The sequence below is a fragment of the Paraburkholderia diazotrophica genome (assembly GCF_038900755.1).
Taxonomy (GTDB): Bacteria; Pseudomonadota; Gammaproteobacteria; order Burkholderiales; family Burkholderiaceae; genus Paraburkholderia; species Paraburkholderia diazotrophica_A.
Map to the genome: position 1 here is coordinate 220,810 of NZ_JBBPEN010000005.1, position 23,228 is coordinate 244,037.

A 23,228-nucleotide genomic window follows, 5' to 3' on the forward strand; every position below is an offset into this window, starting at 1 on the left:
TATCGCTTGGCTTATTGCGGCGGCAAATACTTCAATGGGTCGACAGGCTTACCCTGGCGGCGAACTTCGAAATGCAACATCACGCGGTCCGAATCACTGTTGCCCATTTCGGCGATCTTCTGACCTTTCGTTACCGCGTCACCCTCTTTTACCATCAAAGCACGATTATGTGCATACGCTGTGAGATACGTTGCGTCATGTTTGATGATAATGAGATTGCCGTAACCGCGCAGCCCATTTCCTGCATAAACCACCCGGCCATCAGCGGAAGCCTTTACCGGTTCGCCCGCCGTGCCCCCGATGTTCACGCCTTTGTTCTTCGAATCGTCAAAGCTGTTGAGCAGCGGCCCTCGAACCGGCCACACAAACGACACGTTTCCATTCGACGCCGTCGTATCGCTGGCACCCTGCGGCGGGATCGTCGTCGCCTGCGCGCCCGACGCGCCTGGCGCCGCACCGAAGAGCGGCGGCTGGTTCGCCTGCGCGGCCTGCGGCGCGCCGTTCAGCGGTGCGCTCTGCACTGCACCACCGCCGATGGGCGCCGTCGCGACACCCGGCACGACAGGCGCGCCGTTCGCGCCCGGCGGCGCCACGCGCAGCAACTGGTCGACCTCGATCTGGTTCGGGTTCGTCAGGTTGTTCCACGTAGCGATGTCGCGATAGTTTTGACCGTTTTCGAGCGCGATCCTATACAACGTGTCGCCCGGCTTCACTCGGTAGTAGCCCGGAGGCGGCGGACCGAGCGGCGCAGCAGGCTGCGCGCCGGGCGCACCGCCCGCCTGGTTGATGGTGCCGAGGGTGCCGGAGCGATCGACGACGGGCGCCTGATCGAGGCGCGTGGCACATGCCGCCAACACGGAAAGCATGGCTACGCAAACGCTGCGCTGAGCGATGGTCAACGGGATATTCTGGCTGGTTCTTTGCATCGCGCGAAACATACTCATCAGGTTCAAATCACTCCGGATTTTAAGGGGACAAAGAAAACGCGATCAAGCCGCGATTCGCGCCATTGCGCGGGCCCCGTGCGCTCGACGAGCGTGAGCACCTGCGACTGTCCGTCCTGCGATCCGACGGGCGCCACGAGCCGCGCGCCGATGGCGAGCTGTTCGAGCAGCGCCTGCGGCACATCGAGTCCCGCCGCCGCGATCACGATTGCATCGAACGGCGCCGCCGACGGCAAACCGACGCGTCCGTCTCCGTAATGCAGACGGATGTTCGGGATGCGCAGCGGGCGCAGGTTCGTCTTCGCGCGCTCGTAAAGCGGTTTGATGCGTTCAATCGAATACACGTCGCGCGCGACCTGGCTCAGCACGGCAGCCTGGTAGCCGCAGCCGGTGCCGATTTCGAGCACATTCGCGAGCGTGCGGCCCTGCGCGGCCAGTTCGATCATCCGCGCGACCACGGATGGCTTTGAGATCGTCTGGTGATGGCCGATGGGCAGCGCCGCATCTTCATACGCCTGCGTGGCGAGGCCTGGGTCCACGAACATGTGGCGCGGCACCATCGCCATCGCATTGAGCACGCGCGAGTCCGACACGCCGTTCGCTCGCAGCCGTTCGACCATCCGCTCGCGCACGCGTTCGGAGGTCAGCGTCAGCGCGCTGCTGAGCGCGACGTTCGGCGCGCCCGTGCGATCCGACGATGTCGTCACGGGACGCGGCAACTGGTTGCGCGCGCCGTCGTTGCGGATCGCGGTCGTGCCGATTGTGCCGATCGTGCCAGTCGTGCCCGTCGTCCTCTTTGCGTTCTTTGTATTGACGATTCCCGTCGCGTTTTTTGCAATCGAAGGCGTGCGCGCGGATGCGCCGGCGTTCGCGTTCTTCGCGCCCGCATTGAGCGCGCCGACAACGCCCTTCGCGCCCGCCGGGGAAGTGACGCCCGCCGTGCCGCTCGCGCCGCTGCGCGCGCGGCCCGCCTGTGAATTCACGTTCGATGCCGCCGGCTTGACGGGCGTCTTCGCGCCGCGCGCATCGCTCGCACGCACGTCGGCCCGGCGCGGCTCGCGCACCAGGTCTTCGAGTCCAAGCGGGAAGCGCTTTGCGCGCTCGCCAGTCATGAAGTGCCGCTCCCGGCGCGCACCCAGTCGCACGCCGCGGGCAGCATGGCCGTGTCGGTCAGATCGAGTTGCAGCGGCGTGATCGACACGAAGCCGTTCGCGACTGCATGGAAGTCGGTGCCTTCGCTGGCATCGCGGGCGCCGCCTGACGGACCGATCCAGTAGATCGGCTCGCCGCGCGGATTGGTCTGCCGGATCACCGGCTGCGACGGGTGCCGCTTGCCGAGACGCGTGATGCGCCAGTCGCGCAACTGCTCGTAAGGCAGGTTCGGTATGTTGACGTTCAGCAACGGATGGCCCGGCAGCGGACGTTCGAGATAGTGCGCGACGATTTCGGCGGCGATGCGCGTGGCGTCTTCGAGGTGCACCCAGTCTTTGTCGACGAGCGAAAACGCGATCGCGGGCACGCCGAACATGATGCCTTCCGTCGCGGCGGCGACCGTGCCCGAGTACAGCGTGTCCTCGCCCATGTTCTGGCCATTGTTGATGCCCGATACGACGAGATCCGGCGTATGGTCGAGCATGCCCGTCAGCGCGATGTGAACGGAATCGGTCGGCGTGCCGTTCACGTAGTAGAAACCGTTGGACGAGCGCAGCACCGACAGCGGGCGCGAGAGCGTCAGCGAGTTAGACGCGCCGCTGCAATTCTGTTCGGGTGCCATCACGGTGACATCGGCGAGCGGCTTCAGCGCTTCGTAAAGCGCGGCAAGGCCGGGCGCCAGATAACCGTCGTCATTGCTGAGTAGGATTCGCATGCGCCGATTGTAACCGAGGAAACAAGGCACGCGAACGACACGCTGGCCCGCAGCATGCCTATGTCTGAACGCATGGCTTCATGGGCTTCGCGCCGCAATGGAAGCGCACGCTCGTTCGCGCTTGCTTTACACTGCTTCGCTGTGGGGGTTCGCTTGCTGTCGATGTTTTGCCGTCGACGTTTTGCCGTCGACGCTGCGTTGCCTGAACGGGGCGCAAAGATCGCGGCAAGCATGCTGATCGACAGCACGCTTATGAACCCGTCAATCTTGCGATGGACATTTATCGACTGGAGACACGATGCGCGCAATCCGCTGCAACCACTATGGTCCGCCCGAGACACTCAGCATCGAGGAATTGCCCGATCTTCAGCCGCAAGCCGGCCAGATCGTGATCGACGTGAAAGCCGCGAGCGTCAATTTTCCTGACGTGCTGATCATCCAGAACAAGTATCAGTTCAAGCCGCCCCTGCCCTTCACGCCCGGCGCGGAAGTCGCGGGCATCGTGCGCGTCGTCGGCGAAGGCGTCACGCAGTTCAAGCCGGGGATGCGCGTGGTCGCTTATACGCAGCAAGGCGGCTTCGCCGAGCAGGCGCTCGCCGATGCGAGCGCGTGCGTGCCGCTGCCCGAAGACGCCGACCTGGAGACGGCCGCCGTCTTCACGCTCGCATATGGCACGTCGCACCATGCCGTCGTCGATCGCGCGGCGTTGAAAGCGGGCGAAACGATGCTCGTGCTGGGCGCGGCGGGCGGCGTCGGACTCGCGGCCGTCGAAATCGGCAAGGCGCTCGGCGCGCGCGTGATCGCCGCGGCGTCGAGCGACGAGAAGCTCGCGACCTGTGTCACGCACGGCGCCGACGCGACCATCAACTACGCGACGGAAGATCTGCGCGAGCGCATCAACTCGCTGACGGACGGCAAAGGTCCCGATGTGATCTATGACCCGGTCGGCGGCAGCTATGCCGAGCCCGCATTTCGCAGCATCGGCTGGCGTGGGCGCTACCTCGTCGTCGGCTTTGCGAACGGCGAAATTCCGAAGTTGCCGCTCAATCTCGCGTTGCTGAAAGGCGCGAGCATCGTCGGCGTGTTCTGGGGCGATTTCGCGCGCCGCGAACCGCAGCGCAACGCAGCCGCGTTCCAGGAGATGGTCGGGTGGATTCGCGAGGGCAAGCTCAAGCCGCTGGTCTCGGCGCGCTATCCGCTCGAAGATACGCCGCGCGCGCTCAACGACATGGCGCAGCGGCGCGTGCTCGGCAAGATCGTGATCACGCCGTAAGCACGAACGGACTGCTCGGCGGCGAACGTCAAACGACAAAACGAAACGACAAACGGCGCGTGGCCCTCGCAGGTCACGCGCCGTTCTTCTTTCGATACACCGTCGATCAGATCTTTTCCGTCTCGCCGCTCTTCGGCTGCCATTTCATCAGGCGCCGCTCCAGCATGCCGACGATTGCATCGAGTACCAGCGCGAAAGCCGTCAGCACGAGAATGCCGGCGAACACCGTGTTGATATCGAAGGTGCCCTCGGCTTGCAGAATCAGATAGCCGACGCCGCGCGCCGAGCCCAGATACTCGCCGACCACCGAGCCGACGAACGCGAGCCCGACCGACGTATGCAGGCTCGAAAACACCCAGCTCATCGCGCTCGGCAGATAGACGGCGCGCAGCAACTGCTTGCGGTTCGCGCCGAGCATGCGCGCGTTGGCGAGCACGACGGGGCTCACTTCCTTCACGCCCTGATAGACGTTGAAGAACACGATGAAGAACACCAGCGTCACGCCGAGCGCGACCTTCGACCAGATGCCGAGGCCGAACCACACGCCGAAGATCGGCGCGAGAATCACGCGCGGCATCGAGTTCGCTGCCTTGATATACGGATCGAATAGCGCGCTCGCGAGCGGCGAGAGCGCGAGCCATAGGCCGACGCCGAGCCCCAGCACCGTGCCGAGCGCGAATGCGAGCACCGTCTCGATCAGCGTGATCCACAGATGCAGATAGATCTCGCCGGACGTGAACCACTCCCAGATCCGCACGAGCACTTTCTGCGGCTCGCCGAAAAAGAACGCGGCCTTGTTCGGGTCGTCAAAATAGAACGCGGGCAACAGCGTCGGGCTCGTCAGCACGTACCAGAGCACGAAGGACAGCACGAGCAGCAGCCACTGCCAGATCACGAGGTTGGCGCGGTTCGGGCGCAAGACTTTCCACATCTCAGTTGCTCTCCTGCACAGCCGTCAGTTGCTGCTGATAGCCCTTCAATACCTCATCGCGCAGCACGCTCCAGATCTGCGCATGCAGTTCGACGAAGCGAGGATGCGAGCGCACTTCGGCAACGTCGCGCGGACGCGGCAAATCGATCGTGAACTCGCCGATGGGCCGCGTGCCCGGTCCCGCCGACAGCACGACGACGCGATCCGACATCGCGATCGCTTCGTCGAGATCGTGCGTGATGAACAGCACGGCCTTGCGCTTCGCGGCCCACAGATCGAGCAGTTCGTTTTCCATCAGCTGACGCGTCTGGATGTCGAGCGCGGAAAACGGCTCGTCCATCAGGATGATGTCGGGATCGAGGATCAGCGTCTGCGCCATCGCAACCCGCTTTCGCATGCCGCCCGATAGCTGATGCGGATAACGGTCCCCGAAGCCGCCGAGGCCGACGCGCTTGAGCCATTCTTCGGCACGCGAACGGGCTTCGGCGCGCGGCACGTCATGGAACGACAGGCCTGCCGTCACGTTGTCGAGCGCCGAGCGCCACGGCATCAGCGCGTCGGCCTGGAACATGTAGCCCGCGCGCCGGTTGATGCCCGACAGCTTCTCGCCGAACACCGTCACCGCACCCGACGACGGCTCCAGCAGCCCCGCGCCGACGTTCAGCAACGTCGACTTGCCGCAGCCCGTCGGCCCGACGACCGATACGAATTCGCCCGGCGCGATGCGCAAGGTCGTGTCCTTGACGGCGGTGTATCGCTGGCTGCGATTCTCGCGCGACGCAAATGTGCAGGTGATGTTTTCGAGCGCCAGGGCGGCAACGGTCATCGTTCGGCTCACTTCTTCGATGCTTGGATGGTTCGAGGTTCGGGACAAGGAGGTGACGGCGCGACCGCGCGTTCTGCCTGAGAATTGAGCGCGACGCCAGCGCTCGTCCTTGTCCTTGTGTCGGTGCGTTAGGCCTTGACCGTCGTGAGCGCCTTCTTCACGAAGTCGTTCGTCCAGGTCTTCGACAAATCGATCGGCTTGCCCTTCATGGTGTCGTCGAAAGCCTGCAGCGTCTTGAGCGACGTCGCGGGGCCGTCGGCGGGCATCAGGCCGTCGGGCGACATCGCCTCTTTCACGTGCTGCCACGAATCCAGATACAGCGCGCGGTCGCCGAGCAGATACGACTCGGGCACGGTATTGATCAGCTCGGTGCCCGTCGCCGTCTGCAGCCACTTCAGCGCGCGGACCATCGCGTTGGCGAGCGCCTGTGTCGTGTTCGGATTCTTGCTGATGAACGCTTGCGATGCGTACAGGCAGCCAGCGGGCATGTTGCCGCCGAACACCGTGTGCGTATCGTTGAGCGTGCGCGTGTCGGACACGACGCGAATCTCGCCCGAGCGTTCGAGCTTCGTCATCACGGGGTCGAGATTGGCGAGCGCGTCGATCTGCCCCGACTGCAGCGCGGCGATCGCCCCTGCGCCCGCGCCGACGCCGATGAACGACACGTCTTTCGCCGTCAGCCCGGCTTTCGCGAGCACGAAACTCGCCATGATCGACGTCGACGAACCTGGCGCCGTCACACCGATCTTCTTGCCCTTCAGGTCCGCGATCGACTTGTAGTTCGCCATCGTCTTCTTCGACACTGCGAGCACGATCTGCGGCGCGCGTCCTTGCAGCACGAATTCGCGGAAGTACTGGTTCTTCGCCTGCAGCAACAGCGTGTGCTCGAACGCGCCGGAAACGACATCGGCGCTGCCGCCGACAGCCGCCTTCAACGCCTGCGAACCGCCCGCGAAGTCGGAGATTTCGACTTCGAGCCCTTCGTCCTTGAAGAAATTACGGCGCTCGGCAATTGTGAGGGGCAGATAATAGAAAAGATTCTTGCCGCCGACGGCGATCGCGACTTTCGATGTCTCCAGCTTGCCTTGCCCGAATGCGAGCGGCGAGCCGACGAGCGATGCGCCCGCGAGCGCCGCGGTGCCTGCTAGAAAGCCTCTTCGTTGCATGGTCCTGTCTCCGTTTCTTCTGTCATTGTTCTCGCCGGCCTGGCCGGCCGGTCTGCGCGCGCTTTGTGCTCTCTTCGCGCGCGCTTTCAAGCGCCGGCCTGTTCCCCGCTTAGACGACCTGTTGCGCGTGCAACCTTGCGATGTGGTCCGCATCATAACCCAGCGTTCGCAGAACTTCATCCGTATGTTCACCCAGTTCGGGCCCCAGCCAGCGCGTTTCGCCGGGCGTTTCGGAGAGTTTGGGCGTGACGCCCGGCAGCGTGATGTCGCGGCCGTCCTGCCATTTGAAGTTCTGGATCATCTGGCGCGCGGCGTATTGCGGATCGGTGAACATGTCCGCAACGCTATAGATGCGGCCCACGGGCACGTCGGCCGCGTTCAGCACGTCGAGCGCTTCGTCGATCGTGCGATCCGCGAGCCACGCCGCGATCGCGCCGTCGATCTCCTGCGTGCGCGGCACCCGGCCGTCGTTGTGCGCGAGCGCGGGATCGTTCGCGAGATCGTCGCGGCCGATCGCGATCATCAGCCGCCTGAAAATCGGATCACTGTTGCCGCCGATCACGATGCTGCCGTCGCGGCACGGATAGGTATTGGACGGCACGATCCCCGGCAGCGACGCGCCCGTGCGCTCGCGCACCATGCCATAGACGCCGTACTCGGGAACGACGCTTTCCATCATGTTGAAGACGGCTTCGTACAGCGCGACATCGACGACCTGCCCTTTGCCGCCGTTCACCTGGCGGTGATGCAACGCCATCAGCGCGCCGATCACGCCGTGCAGCGCCGCGATCGAATCGCCGATCGAAATGCCGATGCGCGGAGGCGGCAGATCCGGATATCCGGTGATATGACGCAGGCCGCCCATCGATTCCGCTATCGCGCCGAAGCCCGGACGGTCCCGATACGGCCCCGTCTGCCCGTAGCCCGACAGGCGAACCATCACGAGGCCGGGGTTCTCCTTCGACAGCACGTCGTAGCCGAGTCCGAGCTTTTCGAGCAGCCCAGGCCGGAAATTCTCGACGACGATATCTGCTTCTTTCGCGAGCTTGCGGACGATTTCCTTGCCTTCGTCGGCCTTGAGATTGATCGTCACCGACTTCTTGTTGCGCGCCTGCACTGCCCACCACAGCGACGTGCCGCCCACTTCGGGATAGAGCTTGCGCCATTTGCGCAGCGGATCGCCGCCCTTCGGGTCTTCGATCTTGATCACGTCCGCGCCGAACTCGCCGAGAAAGCGCGCGGCGAACGGCCCGGCGATCAGCGTGCCGAGCTCGAGCACCTTGACGCCCGCGAGCGGGCCCTGGGCTGGTCCTTTGTGTGGTTCTTCCGGCGTTGCAGTCGATGTGCTCATGTGTCTCCCGATCTTCTTGTACTTGCCAGATGCGGCGATGCGTCCGGGCGCTACGCCCATTAGCTGTTACATCGAGCGCCTGTCGAGCATCGCGCGCGCGATGGTGCCCGCATCGACATATTCGAGTTCGCCGCCAACAGGCACGCCCCGCGCGAGACGCGTCACCGACAGGCCGCGTGCCTTCAGCGTTTGCCCGAGGTAATGCGCCGTCGCCTCGCCTTCGTTGGTGAAGTTGGTTGCGAGCACGACTTCCTTGACGACGCCATCCGTCGCGCGCTTGACGAGCCGGTCGAAATGGATTTCCTTCGGGCCGATGCCGTCGAGCGGACTCAGGCGCCCCATCAGCACGAAATAGAGCCCGCGCCAGGTCATCGTCTGTTCGAGCATGATCTGATCGGCGGGCGTTTCGACGACGCACAGCAGCGTCGGATCGCGTTCGGTATCGCTGCAGACTTCGCAGATCTGCGCTTCCGTGAAGGTGTTGCACTTCTCGCAGTGCTGCAGATGCTCGGTCGCGAACAGCAGCGAGCGGCCGAGCTTTTCGGCGCCGTCGCGGTCGTGCTGCATCAGGTGGTACGCCATGCGTTGCGCGGACTTCGGCCCGACGCCAGGCAGAACGCGCAGCGCTTCGACGAGCGCCGACAAGGCGGAAGGTTGTTTCATGCTGGAACGGCGGCGTCGATGGTGGATTCGGCGAGGCGCGCACGGGCCGCGGGCGGAGCGCCCGATGCCCGCGCGCGAACGCCCCGTGCGATCAGAACGGCAGCTTGAAGCCCGGCGGCAGCGGCAGGCCCGAGGTCATGCCGCCCATCTTCTCCTGAGCGGTGGCTTCCGCCTTGCGCACGGCGTCGTTGAACGCAGCCGCCACGAGATCTTCGAGCATGTCCTTATCGTCGGCGAGCAGGCTCGGATCGATCGACACGCGGCGCACGTCGTTCTTGCAGGTCATCGTCACCTTGACGAGGCCCGCGCCCGACTGCCCCTCGACTTCGATCTGCGCAAGTTGCTCCTGCATCTTCTTCATGTTCTCTTGCATCTGCTGGGCTTGCTTCATCAGCCCGGCGAGTTGACCTTTCATCATGGACTTGCTCCTTCTTAATGGTGAATTCCGGTTGACGCGCGTTCATCCGGCGCGCGCGGGAATCAGTGGCTGGCCGCGTTGTGGCCGCCGTCGGCGCCCGGCGTGAGGGGACGCACCGAGCCCGGCACGATGCTCGCGCCGAACTCGCGGATCAGGGATTGCACGAATGGATTGGCGCCGATTTCGCGCTCGGCTTCCTGTTGACGCTTCGAGCGCTCGATCGCATCGAGCACTGCGGCCGTGCGCTGCACGGGACCGACTTCGACTTGCACGTCGATCTCGCTGCCGAGCCGTTCGGCGAGCGCCGCTTTCAGCTTCGCGATCTGCGCGGGCTCGGCGTAGAGCTGGACTGCGACGTTGAGCTTGAGCGTCTTGCCCTCGACGGCCATCAGCTCGCTGTTGAACGCGAGCTGATATGAGATGCCCTTGAGCGGCAGCGTGACGGCGAGCGCCGGCCAGTCGCCGTCGAAGCCGATAGCGTCGAGCGGCACGGCGGGCGGCAGCGTGCGGATGTCGACGACAGGCGCCACCGCGGGCGCTGCGGCGGACGCGCTGCTCCGCGCGACGACCATGTCATCGGGGCCGCTGTCGAAGACGGGAATGAAGTTGTCGTCGGAGGGCGCGAAGAACGCGTCGTCCGACGAAGCGGGAATGTAGTCGTCAGGGGGAATGTCTTCCCATGGCGGAACAGACGAGCCGCGCTGCTGCGCGCCACGCGACTGCTGGGAGCGCGCGGTGGCCTCCTGCTGCCCGGCGGCTGCGGCGCGGCGCGCGGGATCGGGCGTCGGCACGCGAACGGCGACGCGCGGCGCGGCGGGCTTCGCCGTCGGCGCGGGAGACGCGGCTGCGGCAGGCGCAGTGGAAGCCGAACGGGCCGAAGCGCCGCGATCCGTCGATACTTTCATGCCCGCGTTGCGCAGCACGTCGAGCGCGGCGCTCGCGCCACCCGCGCGGCGCGGCGCGGCTTCGGGCTGCTGTGGCGGCGTGGTTGCGGCTTCTTCGGTCGGGTTATCGTCTGACGCGGCGGGGTCGGTTGGCAAATCTTCGGGAGCGCTTGAGGCAGCGGGCGCTTCGTCGACGTCCTTCGGCACGGCTTCAGACCCCATCGATCTCGCGTCAACATCGACCGTTGCTACGGGTGCGATTTCAGATGCTTCACCGACTGCTTTCGACTGAGCGGGCACCGATTCGGGCATCGGTGCAGCGGCTGGCGTCTCGATTGGCCGCTCCTGTGCCGCACGCACAGGCGCCGCGGCGACAGGCGCCCCCGCGCGCTTCGATCCACCCGCAGCCGGAACCGTCGAGCGTCCCGCAGGAGTCACGCCCCCGCAGCCGCCATTCGGCGCCGGCTCGAACGCGAGCATCCGCAACAGCGTCATCGTGAAGCCGGCGTATTCATCGGGCGCGAGGCCCAGCTCGCTTCGGCCGATTGTCGCGATCTGATAGAACAGTTGAACCTGCTCGGGGCTCAGCGCATCGGCGAAACGGCGCAGGTCGGCGGCCTCCGGCCACTCTTCCAGCACCGACGACGGCGCGAACTGCGCCCACGCGATCTTGTGCAAAAGACCCGCGAGGTCTTGCAGTGCGGTCGAGAACGACAGGCTCCGCAACGCCATCTCATCGGCGACGGACAGCACCCCAGCGCCGTCGCCGGCGACGAGCGTATCGAGGAGACGAATCAGATAGCTCTGGTCGAGCGCGCCGAGCATGCCGCGCACGGCTTCCTCGGTGACCTGATTGGCCGAGTACGCGATCGCCTGGTCGGTCAGCGACAGCGCATCGCGCATCGAGCCATCCGCGGCTCTCGCGAGCAGGCGCAACGCCTGCGCCTCGTGCGGAATGTTCTCTTCGCCCAGGATGCGTTCGAGATGCGACACGATATGCCCGGCGGGCATCTGCTTCAGGTTGAACTGAAGGCAGCGCGAGAGCACCGTGACGGGAATCTTCTGCGGATCGGTCGTCGCGAGAATGAACTTCACATGCGGCGGTGGCTCTTCCAGCGTCTTCAACATCGCGTTGAACGCGTGGTTCGTGAGCATGTGCACTTCGTCGATCATGTAGACCTTGAAGCGCGCATCGACAGGCGCATACACGGCGCGCTCCAGCAGCGCGGCCATTTCGTCGACGCCACGGTTGCTCGCCGCGTCCATCTCGACATAATCGACGAAGCGCCCTTCGTCGATCTCGCGGCAAGCACGGCAGACACCGCACGGCGTGGCCGTCACGCCCGTTTCACAATTGAGCGCCTTCGCGAAGATGCGCGAAAGCGTCGTCTTGCCGACGCCGCGCGTGCCCGTAAACAGATAGGCGTGGTGCAGACGGCCACCGTCGAGCGCGTGCGTGAGCGCGCGCACCACGTGCTCCTGTCCGACGAGCGAAGCGAAATCCTTCGGCCGCCATTTGCGTGCGAGAACTTGATAGGTCATCCGGAAATTGTATCAGCAACGCTGACGCGAAAAGACGAATCGATCGTACGCGCGCGCAAGGCGTGACAACGCTCTGACGGCTCATCGAATTTCGCAGCGCAGGCGCCAAAACATGCCGCGTTTCGACCAACGCAGATGACGAGAAATACGGGGGAAGTCAGACAGATGAGAAGAAAGGAAGGTGACGAGCCCGACCCTCGGCACTGGCGGAAAACGGCTGTGGCTGCTTCGTTCCCGACCTGACCAGGTTGACCGCCCCTCCATGCGAGGAGGCCCGTCACGTCGTATTCTAACATCGCTTGCTGCGCTGCGCGAGAGGCATCGGGACAAATGCCGCCTTAACGGAGCCGCAATGTCGGTGCGCCGCTCGTCTTGTGTTCGCGCGCACGAACTCAAGATAGGGTTTGTCACGACAGGTTGCAGCGCATACGACATGCGCGCGAGGCATTCGGCATATGCGCCGAAGCCTTGTCAGTGCTGACTCGCGCGGCACGAAACCCTACCGCCCGAAGGCGTACTATCACGACGGGCAACGCATAGCAATTTAAGCTAAACTGACGTTCAAGTGACCCGCAAAGCCAAGCCAGGTCGCCCTCCCGAAACTGTCCCCACAGCACTTCGCGCGTCGGCTTTCATGGTTTGTCCTGTGGCAAAGCGAACGGAAAGTTTTCTGGTTTTGTTGTATCGTGGCGGGCAATCAAAGCAGGCCTCGAACCGAAAGAGGTATTCACACAATGAGCGAACACATCAAGCATATCAGCGACGCATCGTTCGAACAGGACGTCGTCAAATCCGATAAACCCGTGCTGCTCGACTTCTGGGCGGAATGGTGCGGCCCGTGCAAGATGATCGCGCCGATCCTCGACGAAGTTGCGAAGGACTACGCTGATCGCCTGCAGATTGCCAAGATCAACGTCGACGAACATCAGTCCACGCCCGTCAAGTTCGGCGTGCGCGGCATCCCCACGCTGATCCTGTTCAAGAACGGCGCAGTTGCTGCACAGAAGGTCGGCGCACTGTCGAAGTCGCAACTCACCGCGTTCCTCGACGGCAATCTTTAATCGGCCACACGCAGACACGGCACGCATGCATCGCATGCCTGCCGCCCGGCTCGCAAGACTTGCAGTCAGTTGATGCATCGAGCGAGCCGCATGATTCTTGTTGTCCCGCGACAACAAGAATCATGCGTCAGGTCTAACCGGCCGCACAGGCTGGGATTGGCGTGTGCTATGCTAGAATCTATAAAACGTCTAAAAGACGAGTAAGTCCTTGAGCGGTTCCGCTCACTTCTCCTCCCAGATTTCATTTCAGGTCGCACCTTCTCTGCGGGTTCTCCGTATGCATTTATCCGAGCTCAAGACGCTACACGTGTCCCAATTGATCGAGATGGCCAATGGTCTCGAGATCGAAAGTGCGAACCGCCTGCGCAAGCAGGAACTGATGTTCGCCATTCTAAAAAAACGCGCCAAAACGGGCGAAACGATCTTCGGTGACGGCACGCTCGAAGTGCTGCCTGACGGCTTTGGCTTCCTGCGCTCGCCGGAAACCTCGTATCTCGCAAGCACGGATGACATCTACATCAGCCCGTCGCAGATCCGCCGCTTCAATCTGCATACGGGCGACACCATCGAAGGCGAAGTCCGCACGCCGAAGGACGGCGAGCGCTATTTCGCGCTGGTGAAGGTCGATAAGGTCAACGGCCAGCCGCCCGAGGCCTCGAAGCACAAGATCATGTTCGAGAACCTGACGCCGCTGCATCCGAACAAGGTGCTGCTGCTCGAACGTGAGATGCGCGGCGAAGAAAACGTCACGGGCCGCATCATCGACATGATCGCGCCCATCGGCAAGGGCCAGCGCGGCCTGCTCGTCGCGTCGCCGAAGTCGGGCAAGACCGTGATGCTTCAGCACATCGCGCACGCAATCAAACAGAACCACCCCGATGTCATCCTGTTCGTGCTGCTGATCGACGAGCGTCCGGAAGAAGTGACGGAAATGCAACGCTCGGTGGCGGGCGAAGTGATCGCGTCGACCTTCGACGAACCGGCCGCGCGTCACGTGCAGGTTGCCGAAATGGTGATCGAAAAGGCGAAGCGCCTCGTCGAAATGAAGAACGACGTCGTGATCCTGCTCGACTCGATCACGCGTCTCGCGCGCGCGTACAACACGGTCGTCCCCGCTTCGGGCAAGGTGCTGACAGGCGGTGTCGATGCGAACGCGCTGCAGCGTCCGAAGCGCTTCTTCGGCGCGGCGCGCAACATCGAGGAAGGCGGCTCGCTGACCATCATCGGCACGGCGCTGATCGAAACGGGCAGCCGCATGGACGACGTGATCTACGAAGAATTCAAGGGCACGGGCAACATGGAAGTGCACCTCGAGCGCCGTCTCGCGGAAAAGCGCGTCTATCCGTCGATCAACCTGAACAAGTCCGGCACGCGTCGCGAAGAACTGCTGATCAAGCCCGAGATCCTGCAAAAGATCTGGGTGCTGCGCAAGTTCATCCACGACATGGACGAAGTCGAAGCGATGGAATTCCTGCTCGACAAGATCCGCCAGACGAAGAACAACGCCGAGTTCTTCGACATGATGCGCCGCGGCGGCTGATCGCCGACCAGCGCTTCGACCCTTCGAACAAGAGAACGCCTGCCATCGCGCAGGCGTTTTTTTCGTCCGCACGCCTTGCGCCCAACATTACGTTTACGCTCAATCCTATACGTGAACGTACACGTTGATCTATAATGCTCGCATCACGACCGACATGTGAAGCATCGCCATGCCGAACGACGACTCCCCCACTCTGCTGACCGTTCGCGACGCCGCCGAACGCCTGAACGTCACGCCGCGCACGCTCAAGTACTACGAGGAACGCGGCCTCATTACACCCAGCCGCAGCGAAGGCCGCTATCGCCTGTATGACGAAGACGACCTCGAACGCTTTTCGCGCATTCTGCGTCTGCGCTCGCTGGGCTTCTCGCTCGCGGGCATCACGGAAATGTTGAAACGCCCGCTCGAAACGACGGAAGGCGGACGCAACCGCTACTCGATAGACTCGCTTCAGCAGATTCGCGACGGACTCGCGCAACAGATCGAATCGCTCGACGCGCGCATCGAATCCGTGCGGCGCGAGCTGAAAGAAGTGCAGAAGCTCAAGTCCGAGCTCGCCGACGACCTGAATTATGTCGAGCGGCGTCTCGCCGGCGAAAGCGCCGACGAGCTGATCAGGCAGCGCCGCGCCGCGGCCGCCAGCAAACGTGCCGGGAGCAAGGGCACGAAAGCATGAACGCCGCTTCCCCGCGCGCGCAGGTCTTCAGCGCGGACAAACTGCGCGGCGATTTCTTCCCGTGGGTACTGGCCGTCGTCACGGGTCTCGACTACTTCGACAACGCGATTTTTTCGTTCTTCGCCAGCTACATCGCGGGCGGCATCAACGCGTCGCCGGATGAACTGGTGTGGTCGTCGAGCGCATATGCCGTCGCGGCCGTGCTCGGCATCCTGCAGCAGCAATGGTGGGTCGACCGCGTCGGCTACCGGCGGTACGTGGCGGCCTGCATGCTGCTCTATGCGGCGGGCGCCGTCGCGGCCGCGCTGTGCGACACGTCGTTCGGCCTGCTGTTCGCGCGCGGCTTTCAGGGCTATTTCATTGGCCCGATGATGGGCACGTGCCGCATCCTCATCCAGCTGAGCTTCACGCCGCAGCGGCGGCCAGCTGCAACGCGCGCCTTTCTGATCCTGATCGTGCTGTGCAGCGCGCTCGCGCCGCTCGTCGGCGGACAGCTGGTCGCGCATTTCACGTGGCGCGCGCTCTTTGCGTGCACCGCGCCGTTCGGCGTGCTGTTCGCCGTGCTCGCGATGCTCGCACTGCCGGACTCCGGCGGCCGCACGCCGGAAGAACGCGGCCCGACCCACTTCTGGCCATACATCATCTTCGCGTTCGCGCAAGGCGCGCTGCAGATCGTGATGCAGCAGGTGCGCTTCCAGCTCTTCAGCACATCGCCGAATCTGCTCATTCTGACCGCAGCCGGCATCGCGGCGCTTGCGTGGTTCGTCTGGCATCAATGGCATCATCCGTCGCCGCTCGTGCGGCTGCACGCACTGCGCGAAAAGACCTTCCAGGTCGGGCTCGTGCTGTACATGTTCTACTACTACGAGTCGACGGCGTTCAGCTATCTGATCTCGCGCTTTCTCGAAACCGGCCTCGGCTATCCCGTCGAGAACACGGGCCAACTGGTCGGCGTGACGTCGCTGATTTCGTCGACGGCGCTCTTCGCGTATCTTCGCTACGCGAAACTGCTGCCGCGCAAGAAATGGATCATCGTGCCGGGCTTCGCGGTCGCGGCATTCGCGGCCGCGTGGATGACGCGCATGTCGCCCGCCGTCGGCGAAGCAGCGTTGATCGTGCCGCTGTTGCTGCGCGGCTTGCTGCTGCTCTTCATCGTGCTGCCCGTCGCGAATCTGACGTTCAAAATCTTCGCTATCGAGGAGTTCTCGCACGGCTATCGGTTGAAGAACATCGTCCGGCAACTGACGATTTCATTCGCGACGGCATCGGTGATCATCGTCGAGCAGCATCGTCAGGCGCTGCATCAGACGCGGCTCGCCGAATTCGCGAGCCCGTACAATCCCGCTTTCGACAACACGATCGCGGCGCTCGCGCACGGCTTCGCGTCAGCGGGCCGCCCTGCCGCCGACGCGCATGCGCTGGCCGTCGTCGAGGTGAGCCGGATCGTCGCGCAACAGGCTAGCTTCCTCGCGTCGCTCGACGGGTTTTACTTTCTGATCGGCGTGGCCGTATGCGGCGGCATTTTCGCGGCGTGGCAAAAGCAGATCGACTAGATTCGTATCGGTAACGCTAACGAAAACGGGCAACAGCGAGGCAACCGCGCGATGCTTTCGAAATTCACCCAATGGCTCGACACGCGCCGCCGCGACCGCGCCCTGCGCACCCACGCGATCGACGACGCGGTCTGGCAGGCGACGCTCGACGGCCTGCCGTTCCTCACGCGTCTCAGCGCCGCCGACCTCGCGCGCCTGCGCGAAATGACAAGTCTCTTCATCGCGCAAAAGGAGTTCTCGACCGCGCACGATCTGGAGTTGACGGATCAGATCACCGTCGCGATCGCCGTGCAGGCGTGCCTGCCCGTGTTGAATCTCGGGCTCGATCTGTATCGCGGCTGGGTCGGCGTGATCGTCTATCCCGGCGAGTTCGTGATCCGCAAGACCGTCGAGGACGAGGACGGCGTCGTCCACGAAGTCGAGCACGATGCGAGCGGCGAGGCATGGGAAGGCGGGCCCGTGATCCTGTCATGGGAAGACGCGCAGATGACGGACGGCTCGGATGCATACAACGTCGTGATTCACGAGTTCGCGCACAAGATCGACATGGTGACGGGCGAAGCCGATGGCCACCCACCCCTCTTCCGCAAGCTGCATGCGCCGCTCGATTCCGCGCAGTGGGCGGACGTGTTCGACCATGCATACGACCAGTTCTGCGCGAAAGTGGATGCCGTGCCTGAGCGGCGCTGGGCCCGCTTCGAACGGGAATCGCTGATCGACCCTTACGCCGCCGACCATCCGTCGGAATTTTTTGCCGTGTGCAGCGAGGCGCTGTTCGTGAAGCCGCGCGAGTTCGAGGCTGAATATCCGGGGCTTTACCGACTGCTTGCCCGCTACTACCGGCAGGACCCGGCGCATACGGGCGCGCTCGGGCAGACGGACGCGTAGCACAGTGCAAGGCACGGGTAGCCGCCGAAGCTTGCGAAAAAACCTTCACGAGTTTCATCAAACGACTGATTTTCTGGCATAATCATCGTTTTTCGACCTTAGGCAAGTGGCTCGCGGTTGCGGAATTCTCCGGCTCCCGGGTTGGCTACCGCCAGATTAAAGGAAAGACCATGAAAGAAGGCATCCACCCGAATTACCGCGAAGTCCTGTTCGTCGATATGTCGAACGACTTCAAGTTCGTGACGCGCTCGACCATCCAGACGCGTGAAACGGCCGAATTCAACGGCAAGACGTACCCGCTGGCGAAGATCGAAGTCTCGTCGGAATCGCACCCGTTCTACACGGGCCAGCAAAAGATCATGGACACGGCAGGCCGCGTCGAGAAGTTCAACAAGAAGTTCGGCGCCCGCGCTTCGGGCAAGGCCGCGAAGTAACCGGCACTACACGTTGCAGGCCCCGACTCCCGTCCGGGCCGCCACGATGCAAGAAGGGCAGCGCAAGCTGCCCTTTTTTGTCGGCGAAAGGTTTGTTGAGCTGGGCTGGGTTGGGCTCGCTGGCCGCAGTCCTCGGTTTCGCTCGATACGGCATTGCGCCGCGTTGCATGCGGGTTGCATTCATTTCCATTGCTGTCGATACCTGCGCGCAACGAGAGAGGTCGGTGCGACGGCTGGCCTCGAAGCAAAGCCCGCCCGAAGCCTGGCGCAACACCCGCCGGGTTCACGTCGAACGGCGCCCCGAAAGCCCGCTTCGTTACCCGCTTCGCTACCCGTTTCGCCACCCTGCTTCCGTCGGCCGCATCGGCGTGGGTTTGTGACGGGCACCGTGCCGCGCGTCTACAATGCCGCATGCTGATTCAGAGACGCCTCCTGCGCTCCATCAATAACTCACGGCTGCCGCCCGGTCAGCCTCACACGAACACCGCATGAGATCAGTCGTTCGCCTCACTGCTTCCGCCACCAGCGCGCTGCCGCGCTGGCTGCTGCTCACCATCTGCGTCGTGTATGCGTCGTTTGGCCTGTTCGGCCGCGACCCGTGGAAGACGGAAGACGCAGCCGGCTTCGGCGTCATGTGGACGATGGCCAACGGCACGCTGCACGACTGGATGCTGCCGAATCTCGTCGGCAAGTACATCACGTCGGATGCGCCGCTCGGCTACTGGCTCGGCGCGAGCGCGATCCGCGTGCTGGACCCGCTTGTCGACGCGAGCAACGCATCGCGCGTGTTCACGGGGCTGCTGTTCTGCGCGGCTTGCGCGTTCGTCTGGTACGCGGCCTATCTGCTCGGCCGCCGGCCCGAGGTGCAGCCGTTCAAGTACGCATTCGGCGGCGAGCCCGAGCCGCGCGACTACGGCCGCACGCTCGGCGACGGCGCGCTGCTGATTCTGCTCGCGATCTTCGGCCTCGCCGAGCGCGGCCACGAAACGACGCCGCAGATCGCGCAATTCGTCTGCATCGCTATGCTCGTCTACGGCCTCGTGCGGATGATCGACAAGCCGGTCCAGGGCGCGCTGATCTGGGGCTGCGCGATCGGCCTCGTCGCGCTGACGAGCAATCCCGTGCTGGTGGGCGCGCTGCTCGTCGGCACGTTCGCGATGCTGATCATCGTGCACGAAACACACTGGCGCACGCTGATGCTCGCGGGTCTGCCCGTCGCGCTCGTGCTCTCGGTCGTATGGCCGCTCACAGCGATCGCGCTCTTCCCCGACGACGCCGTCTGGTTCCTGCACCAGTGGATGCGCACCAGCCTGCACGCGTTCGCCGGCCCGTACGGCTCGACGCTGCGGTATGCCGTCAAGAACCTGCCGCTTTTCGCGTGGCCCGCGTGGCCGCTCGCGATCTGGGCGTGGTTCAGCTGGGCGGGGTTGCGGCGCGCGCCGCACATTGCGATTCCGCTGTCGGTGATCGCACCGCTGCTGATTCTCGTCGTGCTGCAAAGCCAGGGGACGAACCGCCTTTTCACGCTGCTGATGCCCGCGCTCGCGGTGATCGCCGCGTTCGCGCTGCCGACGCTCAAGCGCGGCGCAATCAACGCAATCGACTGGTTCGCGGTGCTCAGCTTCACGGTGCTCGGCACGTTTGTCTGGCTCGTGTGGCTCGCGGGCATGACGGGCTTTCCGCATCAGCTCGCGCGCAATCTCGCGCGGCTCGCGCCGGGCTTCACGCCGCAATTCAAGATCCTGTCGTTCCTGTGCGCGGTGGCCGTGACGCTCTGCTGGTTCGCGCTCGTGCAGTGGCGCGTCGCGCGTCATCCGAAGGTCCTGTGGCGCAGCGTCGTGCTATCGAGCGCCGGCACGACGCTGATGTGGGTGCTGCTGATGACGCTCTGGCTGCCCGTCGTCAACTACAGCCGGACGTACAAGGACGTGGCCGAGCAGATTGCCGCGCATCTGCCGTCCGACTACAACTGCATTGCGCCTGTGCGTCTCGGCGATGCGCAGATCGCGACGTTCGCCTATTTCGGCGACATGCATTTTTCGTTCGATGAAAACTGCGACGTGATCCTGCGCCAGGACACGCAGGACTTCGGCGAGCCGAGCTCGATGTCGAACTTCGTGTGGAAGCTCGTGTGGGAAGGCCGCCGCGCCGCCGACCGCGACGAACGCTTCCGGCTATACGTGCGCATCGACCGCCCGCAGCCGCCCGTCAGACGCCACCCGTGGCGCCCGAAGAAACACGGCTGACGATGTTCGCCGATGCGCGGAAAATCGCCGGGCTCGCATGGCCCGTGCTGATCGGCCAGCTGGCGATCATCGCGTTCGGCGTGATCGACACGGCGATGGTCGGCCGCTACTCGGCGACGGATCTGGCCGCGCTCGGCCTCGGCGCGTCGATCTACATCTCCGTGTATATCGGCCTGACGGGCATTCTGACGGCGCTGCAGCCGATTGCGGGCCAGCTGTACGGCGCCGCCCGCTACGACGAGATCGGCGAGGAAGTGCGCCAGGCGCTGTGGCTTGCGCTCGCGCTCGCCGTCATCGGCTTTCTGATTCTCTACTTCCCTCACCCGCTGCTGCAGCTAGCGCGCGCGCCTGAGGCGCTGCGCGAGCGCACGGTGTCGTACCTGCAGATCGTCGCGTTCGGCTTGCCGGCGAGCCTTGCGTTTCGCGTCTACAGCTCGCTGACGAACGCCGTCGGCCAGCCGCGGCTCGTGATGATCCTGCAGATCGGCGCGCTGATGTTGAAGCTGCCGCTCAACACATGGCTGATCTTCGGCGGCCTCGGCGTGCCGGCACTCGGCGGCCCCGGCTGCGCGCTCGCCAGCACCCTCATCAACGGGACGCTCGCCGTCGTCGGCATGCTGGCGATGACGAAGCTCGACGTGTTCCGGCCGTTCGCGATCTTCGCGCATTTCTGCTGGCCCGTCTGGCGCCGCCAGGCCGCGCAACTGAAGCTCGGCATTCCGATGGGACTCTCGTATCTGATCGAAGTCACCTCGTACACGTTCATGGCGCTCTTCATCGCGCGTTTCGGCACGACGACGCTGGCGGGGCATCAGATCGCGGGCAACATCGGCGCGGTGCTGTACATGACGCCGCTGTCGATTGGCATCGCGACGTCGACGCTCGTCGCCCAGGCGCTCGGCGCGCATCGCTACGAAGCGGCGCGCACGCTCGCGCGGCACGGCATCGCGATGGCCGTCGCGATTGCGTGCTGCTACGGCGTGATCGTGCTCGCGCTGCGGCCGCTGATCATCGCGGGCTATACGCCGGATGCGCGGGTCGCGGCGGCGGCGATGCCGCTGGTGCTGATCGTCGTCTTCTACCATTTCTGCGATGCGCTGCAGATCACGTCGGCATTCGTGCTGCGCGCGTATCGCGTTGCCGTCGTGCCGACCGTGATCTACGCGGTCGCGTTGTGGGGCGTCGGACTTGGCGGCGGCTATGCGCTCGGCTTCGACGTCGGCGGATGGGTGCCCGCATCGTTCACGGGCGCACGCGGCTTCTGGCTCGCGAATACGGTAAGCCTGGCGATTGCGGGCGTCGGTCTCGCGTTCTATCTGCGCTGGATCAGCAGGCGGTCGGTGCGGATGGGCGCGCAGATGCAGACAGATAGCGCGGCCTGAACGCATAGGCGCTTTTCATGCGGATGGCATGTGCATCGGTGTTCGATCAGATGTGCCTGGTGCGATCCGTTGCTCGTGCGCTCGTCCGCTCGTCCGCGTTTCGGTCAAGCAGTAAACACCTTCCCGGAAGCAACGCCATCCCTCTTAAAGACAAAGCATCTGGTGCACGCCGCTCACGCCGTGTCGTAATGAGCGAAGAAAACAGACCGTTAGTTGCGCCTTGATACTTACCCAAACCCGCGATCGCCGCAGATGCCGTCTATGCGGCCGCCTCTTCCTCGTCGCGCAGCGCGAACACTTCACGTGCCGCGAACAATGCATTCAACGCCGCCGGAAAGCCCGCATACACGGCCATCTGCATGAACACCTCGACGATTTCGTCGCGCGTGCATCCGACATTCAGCGCTGCCTCGACGTGCACCTTCAGTTGCGGCTGCGCATTGCCGAGCGCGGCCAATGCGGCGATCGTCGCGATCTCTCGCGCGCGCAGGTCCAGTTGCGGACGGCTGTACACGTCGCCGAACGGAAACTCGATCAACATCCGCGCGAATTCCGGCGCAATCGGAGCCAGCGACGCGATCACCTTCTCTCCCGCCGTTCCGTCGATTTCCTTCAGCTTGTCCCAGCCGCGCGCATAGCGATCGCCGCGTGCTCCCTCTTGTGTCTGCTCTTGTGCCTTTGCATATGCGTCGTTCATTGCGAGTCCTCAATCAAGTCTTGCGTTTCCGATATGTCCTGCCGATGCCGCCTCACGCTCGGCCGCTTCATACACCGCGATCTTGTCGGTGATCGCGTCGAGATTGGTCTTCAACTCCGCGATGCGCGCCAGCACGGCCTCGCGATGCTCGATCAGCATCTCGCGCCGCGCGCCGATCGTCGCATCGCCTTCAGCGCGCAGCGCGGCGAACGCCTGCATGCCGGCAACCGGCATCCCCGTCGCTTTCAGGCGCATCACGAAGCGCAGCCAGTCGAGATCGGCGGGTGAATAAAGACGATGGCCCGCGTCCGTGCGGCCGACGGGACGCAACAACCCCGCCTGCTCGTAGTAGCGCAGCGTATGCGCGGAGACGCCGCTCGTCGCGGCGACCTGACCGATGGTGAGAGCTTTCGACATGACGGAACTCAGGTTAGGACTTCGAGTGAACTCTAAGTCAAGCACGATTTGTTGATCGACGAAATTCAACGAAATCCTACAGTGCATCCGTCCGCGTGCAGCACATGGCGTCTCGACGGCCGCTCGGCCGCGACGAACGCGTGCTGTGGCTGCCCTGGCCGGAGTCACGCGCTGGAACTCGTCGACGCGAATGCACCGAGCGCCGGTTCAATGCGTTTCGAAGTGGGCGGCGCGACCGCGCGCGGCCCTGCGGAACCAGGGACGACTAAAGCGAATACGGCTAGAGCGGACACGAAAGCGCAGCGAACAGCGAGCCCCGGTCCTGCCGCATCGCCGTCAAACTCCCTGACATCCGTACGCGATGCAAGCCCCGCGAATGGTCAAAATCTTTAAATTTGGTGCGAGCCGATTGTGTTGTCACGGACGCACCGGTATAAATCGGCCGTTTCGCGCGACGTCGCGCGCCTTC

Annotated in this window: 21 protein-coding genes and 1 other RNA gene; 9 read left to right on the forward strand and 13 right to left on the reverse strand. The window is 64.0% G+C overall.

From position 1 onward, the window contains the following. Window positions 1–11 precede the first annotated feature (11 nt). Genes AABE10_RS17915 through surE form a run of 3 tightly spaced genes read right to left on the reverse strand, consistent with a single transcriptional unit; the run spans window position 12 to window position 2,811 of the window. Window positions 12–944: a peptidoglycan DD-metalloendopeptidase family protein gene (locus AABE10_RS17915; RefSeq protein ID WP_342934899.1), complete on the reverse strand. Its 933-nt coding sequence runs from the start codon at window positions 942–944 to the stop codon at window positions 12–14. Between the two features lie 5 nt (window positions 945–949). Further along, entirely contained in the window at window positions 950–2,056 is a 1,107-nt protein-coding gene (locus AABE10_RS17920) for a protein-L-isoaspartate(D-aspartate) O-methyltransferase (RefSeq protein ID WP_342934614.1), read from the reverse strand. Then, entirely contained in the window at window positions 2,053–2,811 is a 759-nt protein-coding gene (surE, locus tag AABE10_RS17925; protein ID WP_342934615.1) for a 5'/3'-nucleotidase SurE, read from the reverse strand. Before surE ends, AABE10_RS17920 begins: the two co-directional genes overlap by 4 nt. Window positions 2,812–3,109: 298 nt before the next feature. Here surE and AABE10_RS17930 point away from each other — a divergent pair, with 298 nt between their 5' ends. Next, complete coding sequence (locus AABE10_RS17930) at window positions 3,110–4,084, forward strand: NADPH:quinone oxidoreductase family protein (protein ID WP_342934616.1); 975 nt, start codon at window positions 3,110–3,112, stop codon at window positions 4,082–4,084. A 106-nt stretch (window positions 4,085–4,190) separates the two neighbouring features. On the opposite strand, the gene AABE10_RS17935 is transcribed toward AABE10_RS17930, so the two are convergent. The 8 genes from AABE10_RS17935 to ffs form a co-directional block, all read right to left on the reverse strand. After that, window positions 4,191–5,015: an ABC transporter permease gene (locus AABE10_RS17935; RefSeq protein ID WP_342934617.1), complete on the reverse strand. Its 825-nt coding sequence runs from the start codon at window positions 5,013–5,015 to the stop codon at window positions 4,191–4,193. A 1-nt stretch (window position 5,016) separates the two neighbouring features. Further along, the gene (locus AABE10_RS17940) at window positions 5,017–5,841 is read right to left on the reverse strand and encodes an ABC transporter ATP-binding protein (RefSeq protein ID WP_342934618.1); all 825 of its coding nucleotides are present in this window, start codon (window positions 5,839–5,841) and stop codon (window positions 5,017–5,019) included. A 128-nt stretch (window positions 5,842–5,969) separates the two neighbouring features. Further along, the gene (locus tag AABE10_RS17945; protein ID WP_342934619.1) at window positions 5,970–7,007 is read right to left on the reverse strand and encodes an ABC transporter substrate-binding protein; all 1,038 of its coding nucleotides are present in this window, start codon (window positions 7,005–7,007) and stop codon (window positions 5,970–5,972) included. 109 nt (window positions 7,008–7,116) lie between these two features. Further along, window positions 7,117–8,358, reverse strand: a complete 1,242-nt coding sequence (locus AABE10_RS17950) for a CaiB/BaiF CoA-transferase family protein (RefSeq protein ID WP_342934620.1) — start codon at window positions 8,356–8,358, stop codon at window positions 7,117–7,119. Window positions 8,359–8,424: 66 nt separating this feature from the next. Then, complete coding sequence (recR, locus tag AABE10_RS17955) at window positions 8,425–9,021, reverse strand: recombination mediator RecR (RefSeq protein WP_342934621.1); 597 nt, start codon at window positions 9,019–9,021, stop codon at window positions 8,425–8,427. Between the two features lie 91 nt (window positions 9,022–9,112). Next, on the reverse strand, window positions 9,113–9,439 hold the full coding sequence (locus AABE10_RS17960) for a YbaB/EbfC family nucleoid-associated protein (RefSeq protein ID WP_006048866.1): 327 nt from the start codon (window positions 9,437–9,439) through the stop codon (window positions 9,113–9,115). Window positions 9,440–9,501: 62 nt separating this feature from the next. Beyond that, entirely contained in the window at window positions 9,502–11,865 is a 2,364-nt protein-coding gene (gene dnaX / locus AABE10_RS17965; RefSeq protein WP_342934622.1) for a DNA polymerase III subunit gamma/tau, read from the reverse strand. 180 nt (window positions 11,866–12,045) lie between these two features. Next, window positions 12,046–12,144: signal recognition particle sRNA small type (gene ffs, locus AABE10_RS17970), an RNA gene on the reverse strand. Between the two features lie 455 nt (window positions 12,145–12,599). Here ffs and trxA point away from each other — a divergent pair. The 8 genes from trxA (at window position 12,600) to AABE10_RS18010 (ending at window position 21,645) form a co-directional block, all read left to right on the forward strand. Further along, window positions 12,600–12,926, forward strand: coding sequence for a thioredoxin TrxA (gene trxA / locus AABE10_RS17975; protein ID WP_007586494.1), 327 nt, complete (start codon window positions 12,600–12,602; stop codon window positions 12,924–12,926). A gap of 277 nt (window positions 12,927–13,203) precedes the next feature. Then, window positions 13,204–14,466 (forward strand): transcription termination factor Rho, encoded by a 1,263-nt coding sequence (gene rho / locus AABE10_RS17980; protein ID WP_012400357.1) that lies wholly within the window; start codon window positions 13,204–13,206, stop codon window positions 14,464–14,466. Window positions 14,467–14,635: 169 nt separating this feature from the next. Next, window positions 14,636–15,142, forward strand: coding sequence for a MerR family transcriptional regulator (locus tag AABE10_RS17985; protein ID WP_342934623.1), 507 nt, complete (start codon window positions 14,636–14,638; stop codon window positions 15,140–15,142). Further along, window positions 15,139–16,695 carry an MFS transporter gene (locus tag AABE10_RS17990; protein ID WP_342934624.1) on the forward strand — a complete coding sequence of 519 codons (1,557 nt, stop codon included), beginning with the start codon at window positions 15,139–15,141 and terminating at the stop codon, window positions 16,693–16,695. Before AABE10_RS17985 ends, AABE10_RS17990 begins: the two co-directional genes overlap by 4 nt. Window positions 16,696–16,746: 51 nt before the next feature. Continuing rightward, window positions 16,747–17,583, forward strand: a complete 837-nt coding sequence (locus tag AABE10_RS17995; RefSeq protein ID WP_342934625.1) for a M90 family metallopeptidase — start codon at window positions 16,747–16,749, stop codon at window positions 17,581–17,583. Window positions 17,584–17,753: 170 nt separating this feature from the next. Further along, on the forward strand, window positions 17,754–18,017 hold the full coding sequence (locus AABE10_RS18000) for a type B 50S ribosomal protein L31 (RefSeq protein ID WP_008921611.1): 264 nt from the start codon (window positions 17,754–17,756) through the stop codon (window positions 18,015–18,017). 488 nt (window positions 18,018–18,505) lie between these two features. Then, window positions 18,506–20,263, forward strand: a complete 1,758-nt coding sequence (locus AABE10_RS18005; protein ID WP_342934626.1) for a glycosyltransferase family 39 protein — start codon at window positions 18,506–18,508, stop codon at window positions 20,261–20,263. 2 nt (window positions 20,264–20,265) lie between these two features. Continuing rightward, complete coding sequence (locus tag AABE10_RS18010; protein ID WP_342934900.1) at window positions 20,266–21,645, forward strand: MATE family efflux transporter; 1,380 nt, start codon at window positions 20,266–20,268, stop codon at window positions 21,643–21,645. 259 nt (window positions 21,646–21,904) lie between these two features. On the opposite strand, the gene AABE10_RS18015 is transcribed toward AABE10_RS18010, so the two are convergent. Further along, the gene (locus AABE10_RS18015; RefSeq protein ID WP_342934627.1) at window positions 21,905–22,342 is read right to left on the reverse strand and encodes a carboxymuconolactone decarboxylase family protein; all 438 of its coding nucleotides are present in this window, start codon (window positions 22,340–22,342) and stop codon (window positions 21,905–21,907) included. A 9-nt stretch (window positions 22,343–22,351) separates the two neighbouring features. After that, window positions 22,352–22,759 carry a MerR family transcriptional regulator gene (locus tag AABE10_RS18020; protein ID WP_342934628.1) on the reverse strand — a complete coding sequence of 136 codons (408 nt, stop codon included), beginning with the start codon at window positions 22,757–22,759 and terminating at the stop codon, window positions 22,352–22,354. Between the last annotated feature and the right edge of the window lie 469 nt (window positions 22,760–23,228).

Coding starts and splice junctions, on each gene's coding strand:
- AABE10_RS17950 (WP_342934620.1), bottom strand. CDS start 8,358: ATGAGCACATCGACTGCAACGCCGGAAGAACCACACAAAGGACCAGCC.
- AABE10_RS18005 (WP_342934626.1), top strand. CDS start 18,506: ATGAGATCAGTCGTTCGCCTCACTGCTTCCGCCACCAGCGCGCTGCCG.
- trxA (WP_007586494.1), top strand. CDS start 12,600: ATGAGCGAACACATCAAGCATATCAGCGACGCATCGTTCGAACAGGAC.
- AABE10_RS17995 (WP_342934625.1), top strand. CDS start 16,747: ATGCTTTCGAAATTCACCCAATGGCTCGACACGCGCCGCCGCGACCGC.
- AABE10_RS18010 (WP_342934900.1), top strand. CDS start 20,266: ATGTTCGCCGATGCGCGGAAAATCGCCGGGCTCGCATGGCCCGTGCTG.
- rho (WP_012400357.1), top strand. CDS start 13,204: ATGCATTTATCCGAGCTCAAGACGCTACACGTGTCCCAATTGATCGAG.
- AABE10_RS17915 (WP_342934899.1), bottom strand. CDS start 944: ATGAGTATGTTTCGCGCGATGCAAAGAACCAGCCAGAATATCCCGTTG.
- AABE10_RS17945 (WP_342934619.1), bottom strand. CDS start 7,007: ATGCAACGAAGAGGCTTTCTAGCAGGCACCGCGGCGCTCGCGGGCGCA.
- AABE10_RS17990 (WP_342934624.1), top strand. CDS start 15,139: ATGAACGCCGCTTCCCCGCGCGCGCAGGTCTTCAGCGCGGACAAACTG.
- dnaX (WP_342934622.1), bottom strand. CDS start 11,865: ATGACCTATCAAGTTCTCGCACGCAAATGGCGGCCGAAGGATTTCGCT.
- AABE10_RS17940 (WP_342934618.1), bottom strand. CDS start 5,841: ATGACCGTTGCCGCCCTGGCGCTCGAAAACATCACCTGCACATTTGCG.
- AABE10_RS18015 (WP_342934627.1), bottom strand. CDS start 22,342: ATGAACGACGCATATGCAAAGGCACAAGAGCAGACACAAGAGGGAGCA.
- AABE10_RS18000 (WP_008921611.1), top strand. CDS start 17,754: ATGAAAGAAGGCATCCACCCGAATTACCGCGAAGTCCTGTTCGTCGAT.
- AABE10_RS17960 (WP_006048866.1), bottom strand. CDS start 9,439: ATGATGAAAGGTCAACTCGCCGGGCTGATGAAGCAAGCCCAGCAGATG.
- AABE10_RS17985 (WP_342934623.1), top strand. CDS start 14,636: ATGCCGAACGACGACTCCCCCACTCTGCTGACCGTTCGCGACGCCGCC.
- recR (WP_342934621.1), bottom strand. CDS start 9,021: ATGAAACAACCTTCCGCCTTGTCGGCGCTCGTCGAAGCGCTGCGCGTT.
- AABE10_RS17935 (WP_342934617.1), bottom strand. CDS start 5,015: ATGTGGAAAGTCTTGCGCCCGAACCGCGCCAACCTCGTGATCTGGCAG.
- surE (WP_342934615.1), bottom strand. CDS start 2,811: ATGCGAATCCTACTCAGCAATGACGACGGTTATCTGGCGCCCGGCCTT.
- AABE10_RS18020 (WP_342934628.1), bottom strand. CDS start 22,759: ATGTCGAAAGCTCTCACCATCGGTCAGGTCGCCGCGACGAGCGGCGTC.
- AABE10_RS17930 (WP_342934616.1), top strand. CDS start 3,110: ATGCGCGCAATCCGCTGCAACCACTATGGTCCGCCCGAGACACTCAGC.
- AABE10_RS17920 (WP_342934614.1), bottom strand. CDS start 2,056: ATGACTGGCGAGCGCGCAAAGCGCTTCCCGCTTGGACTCGAAGACCTG.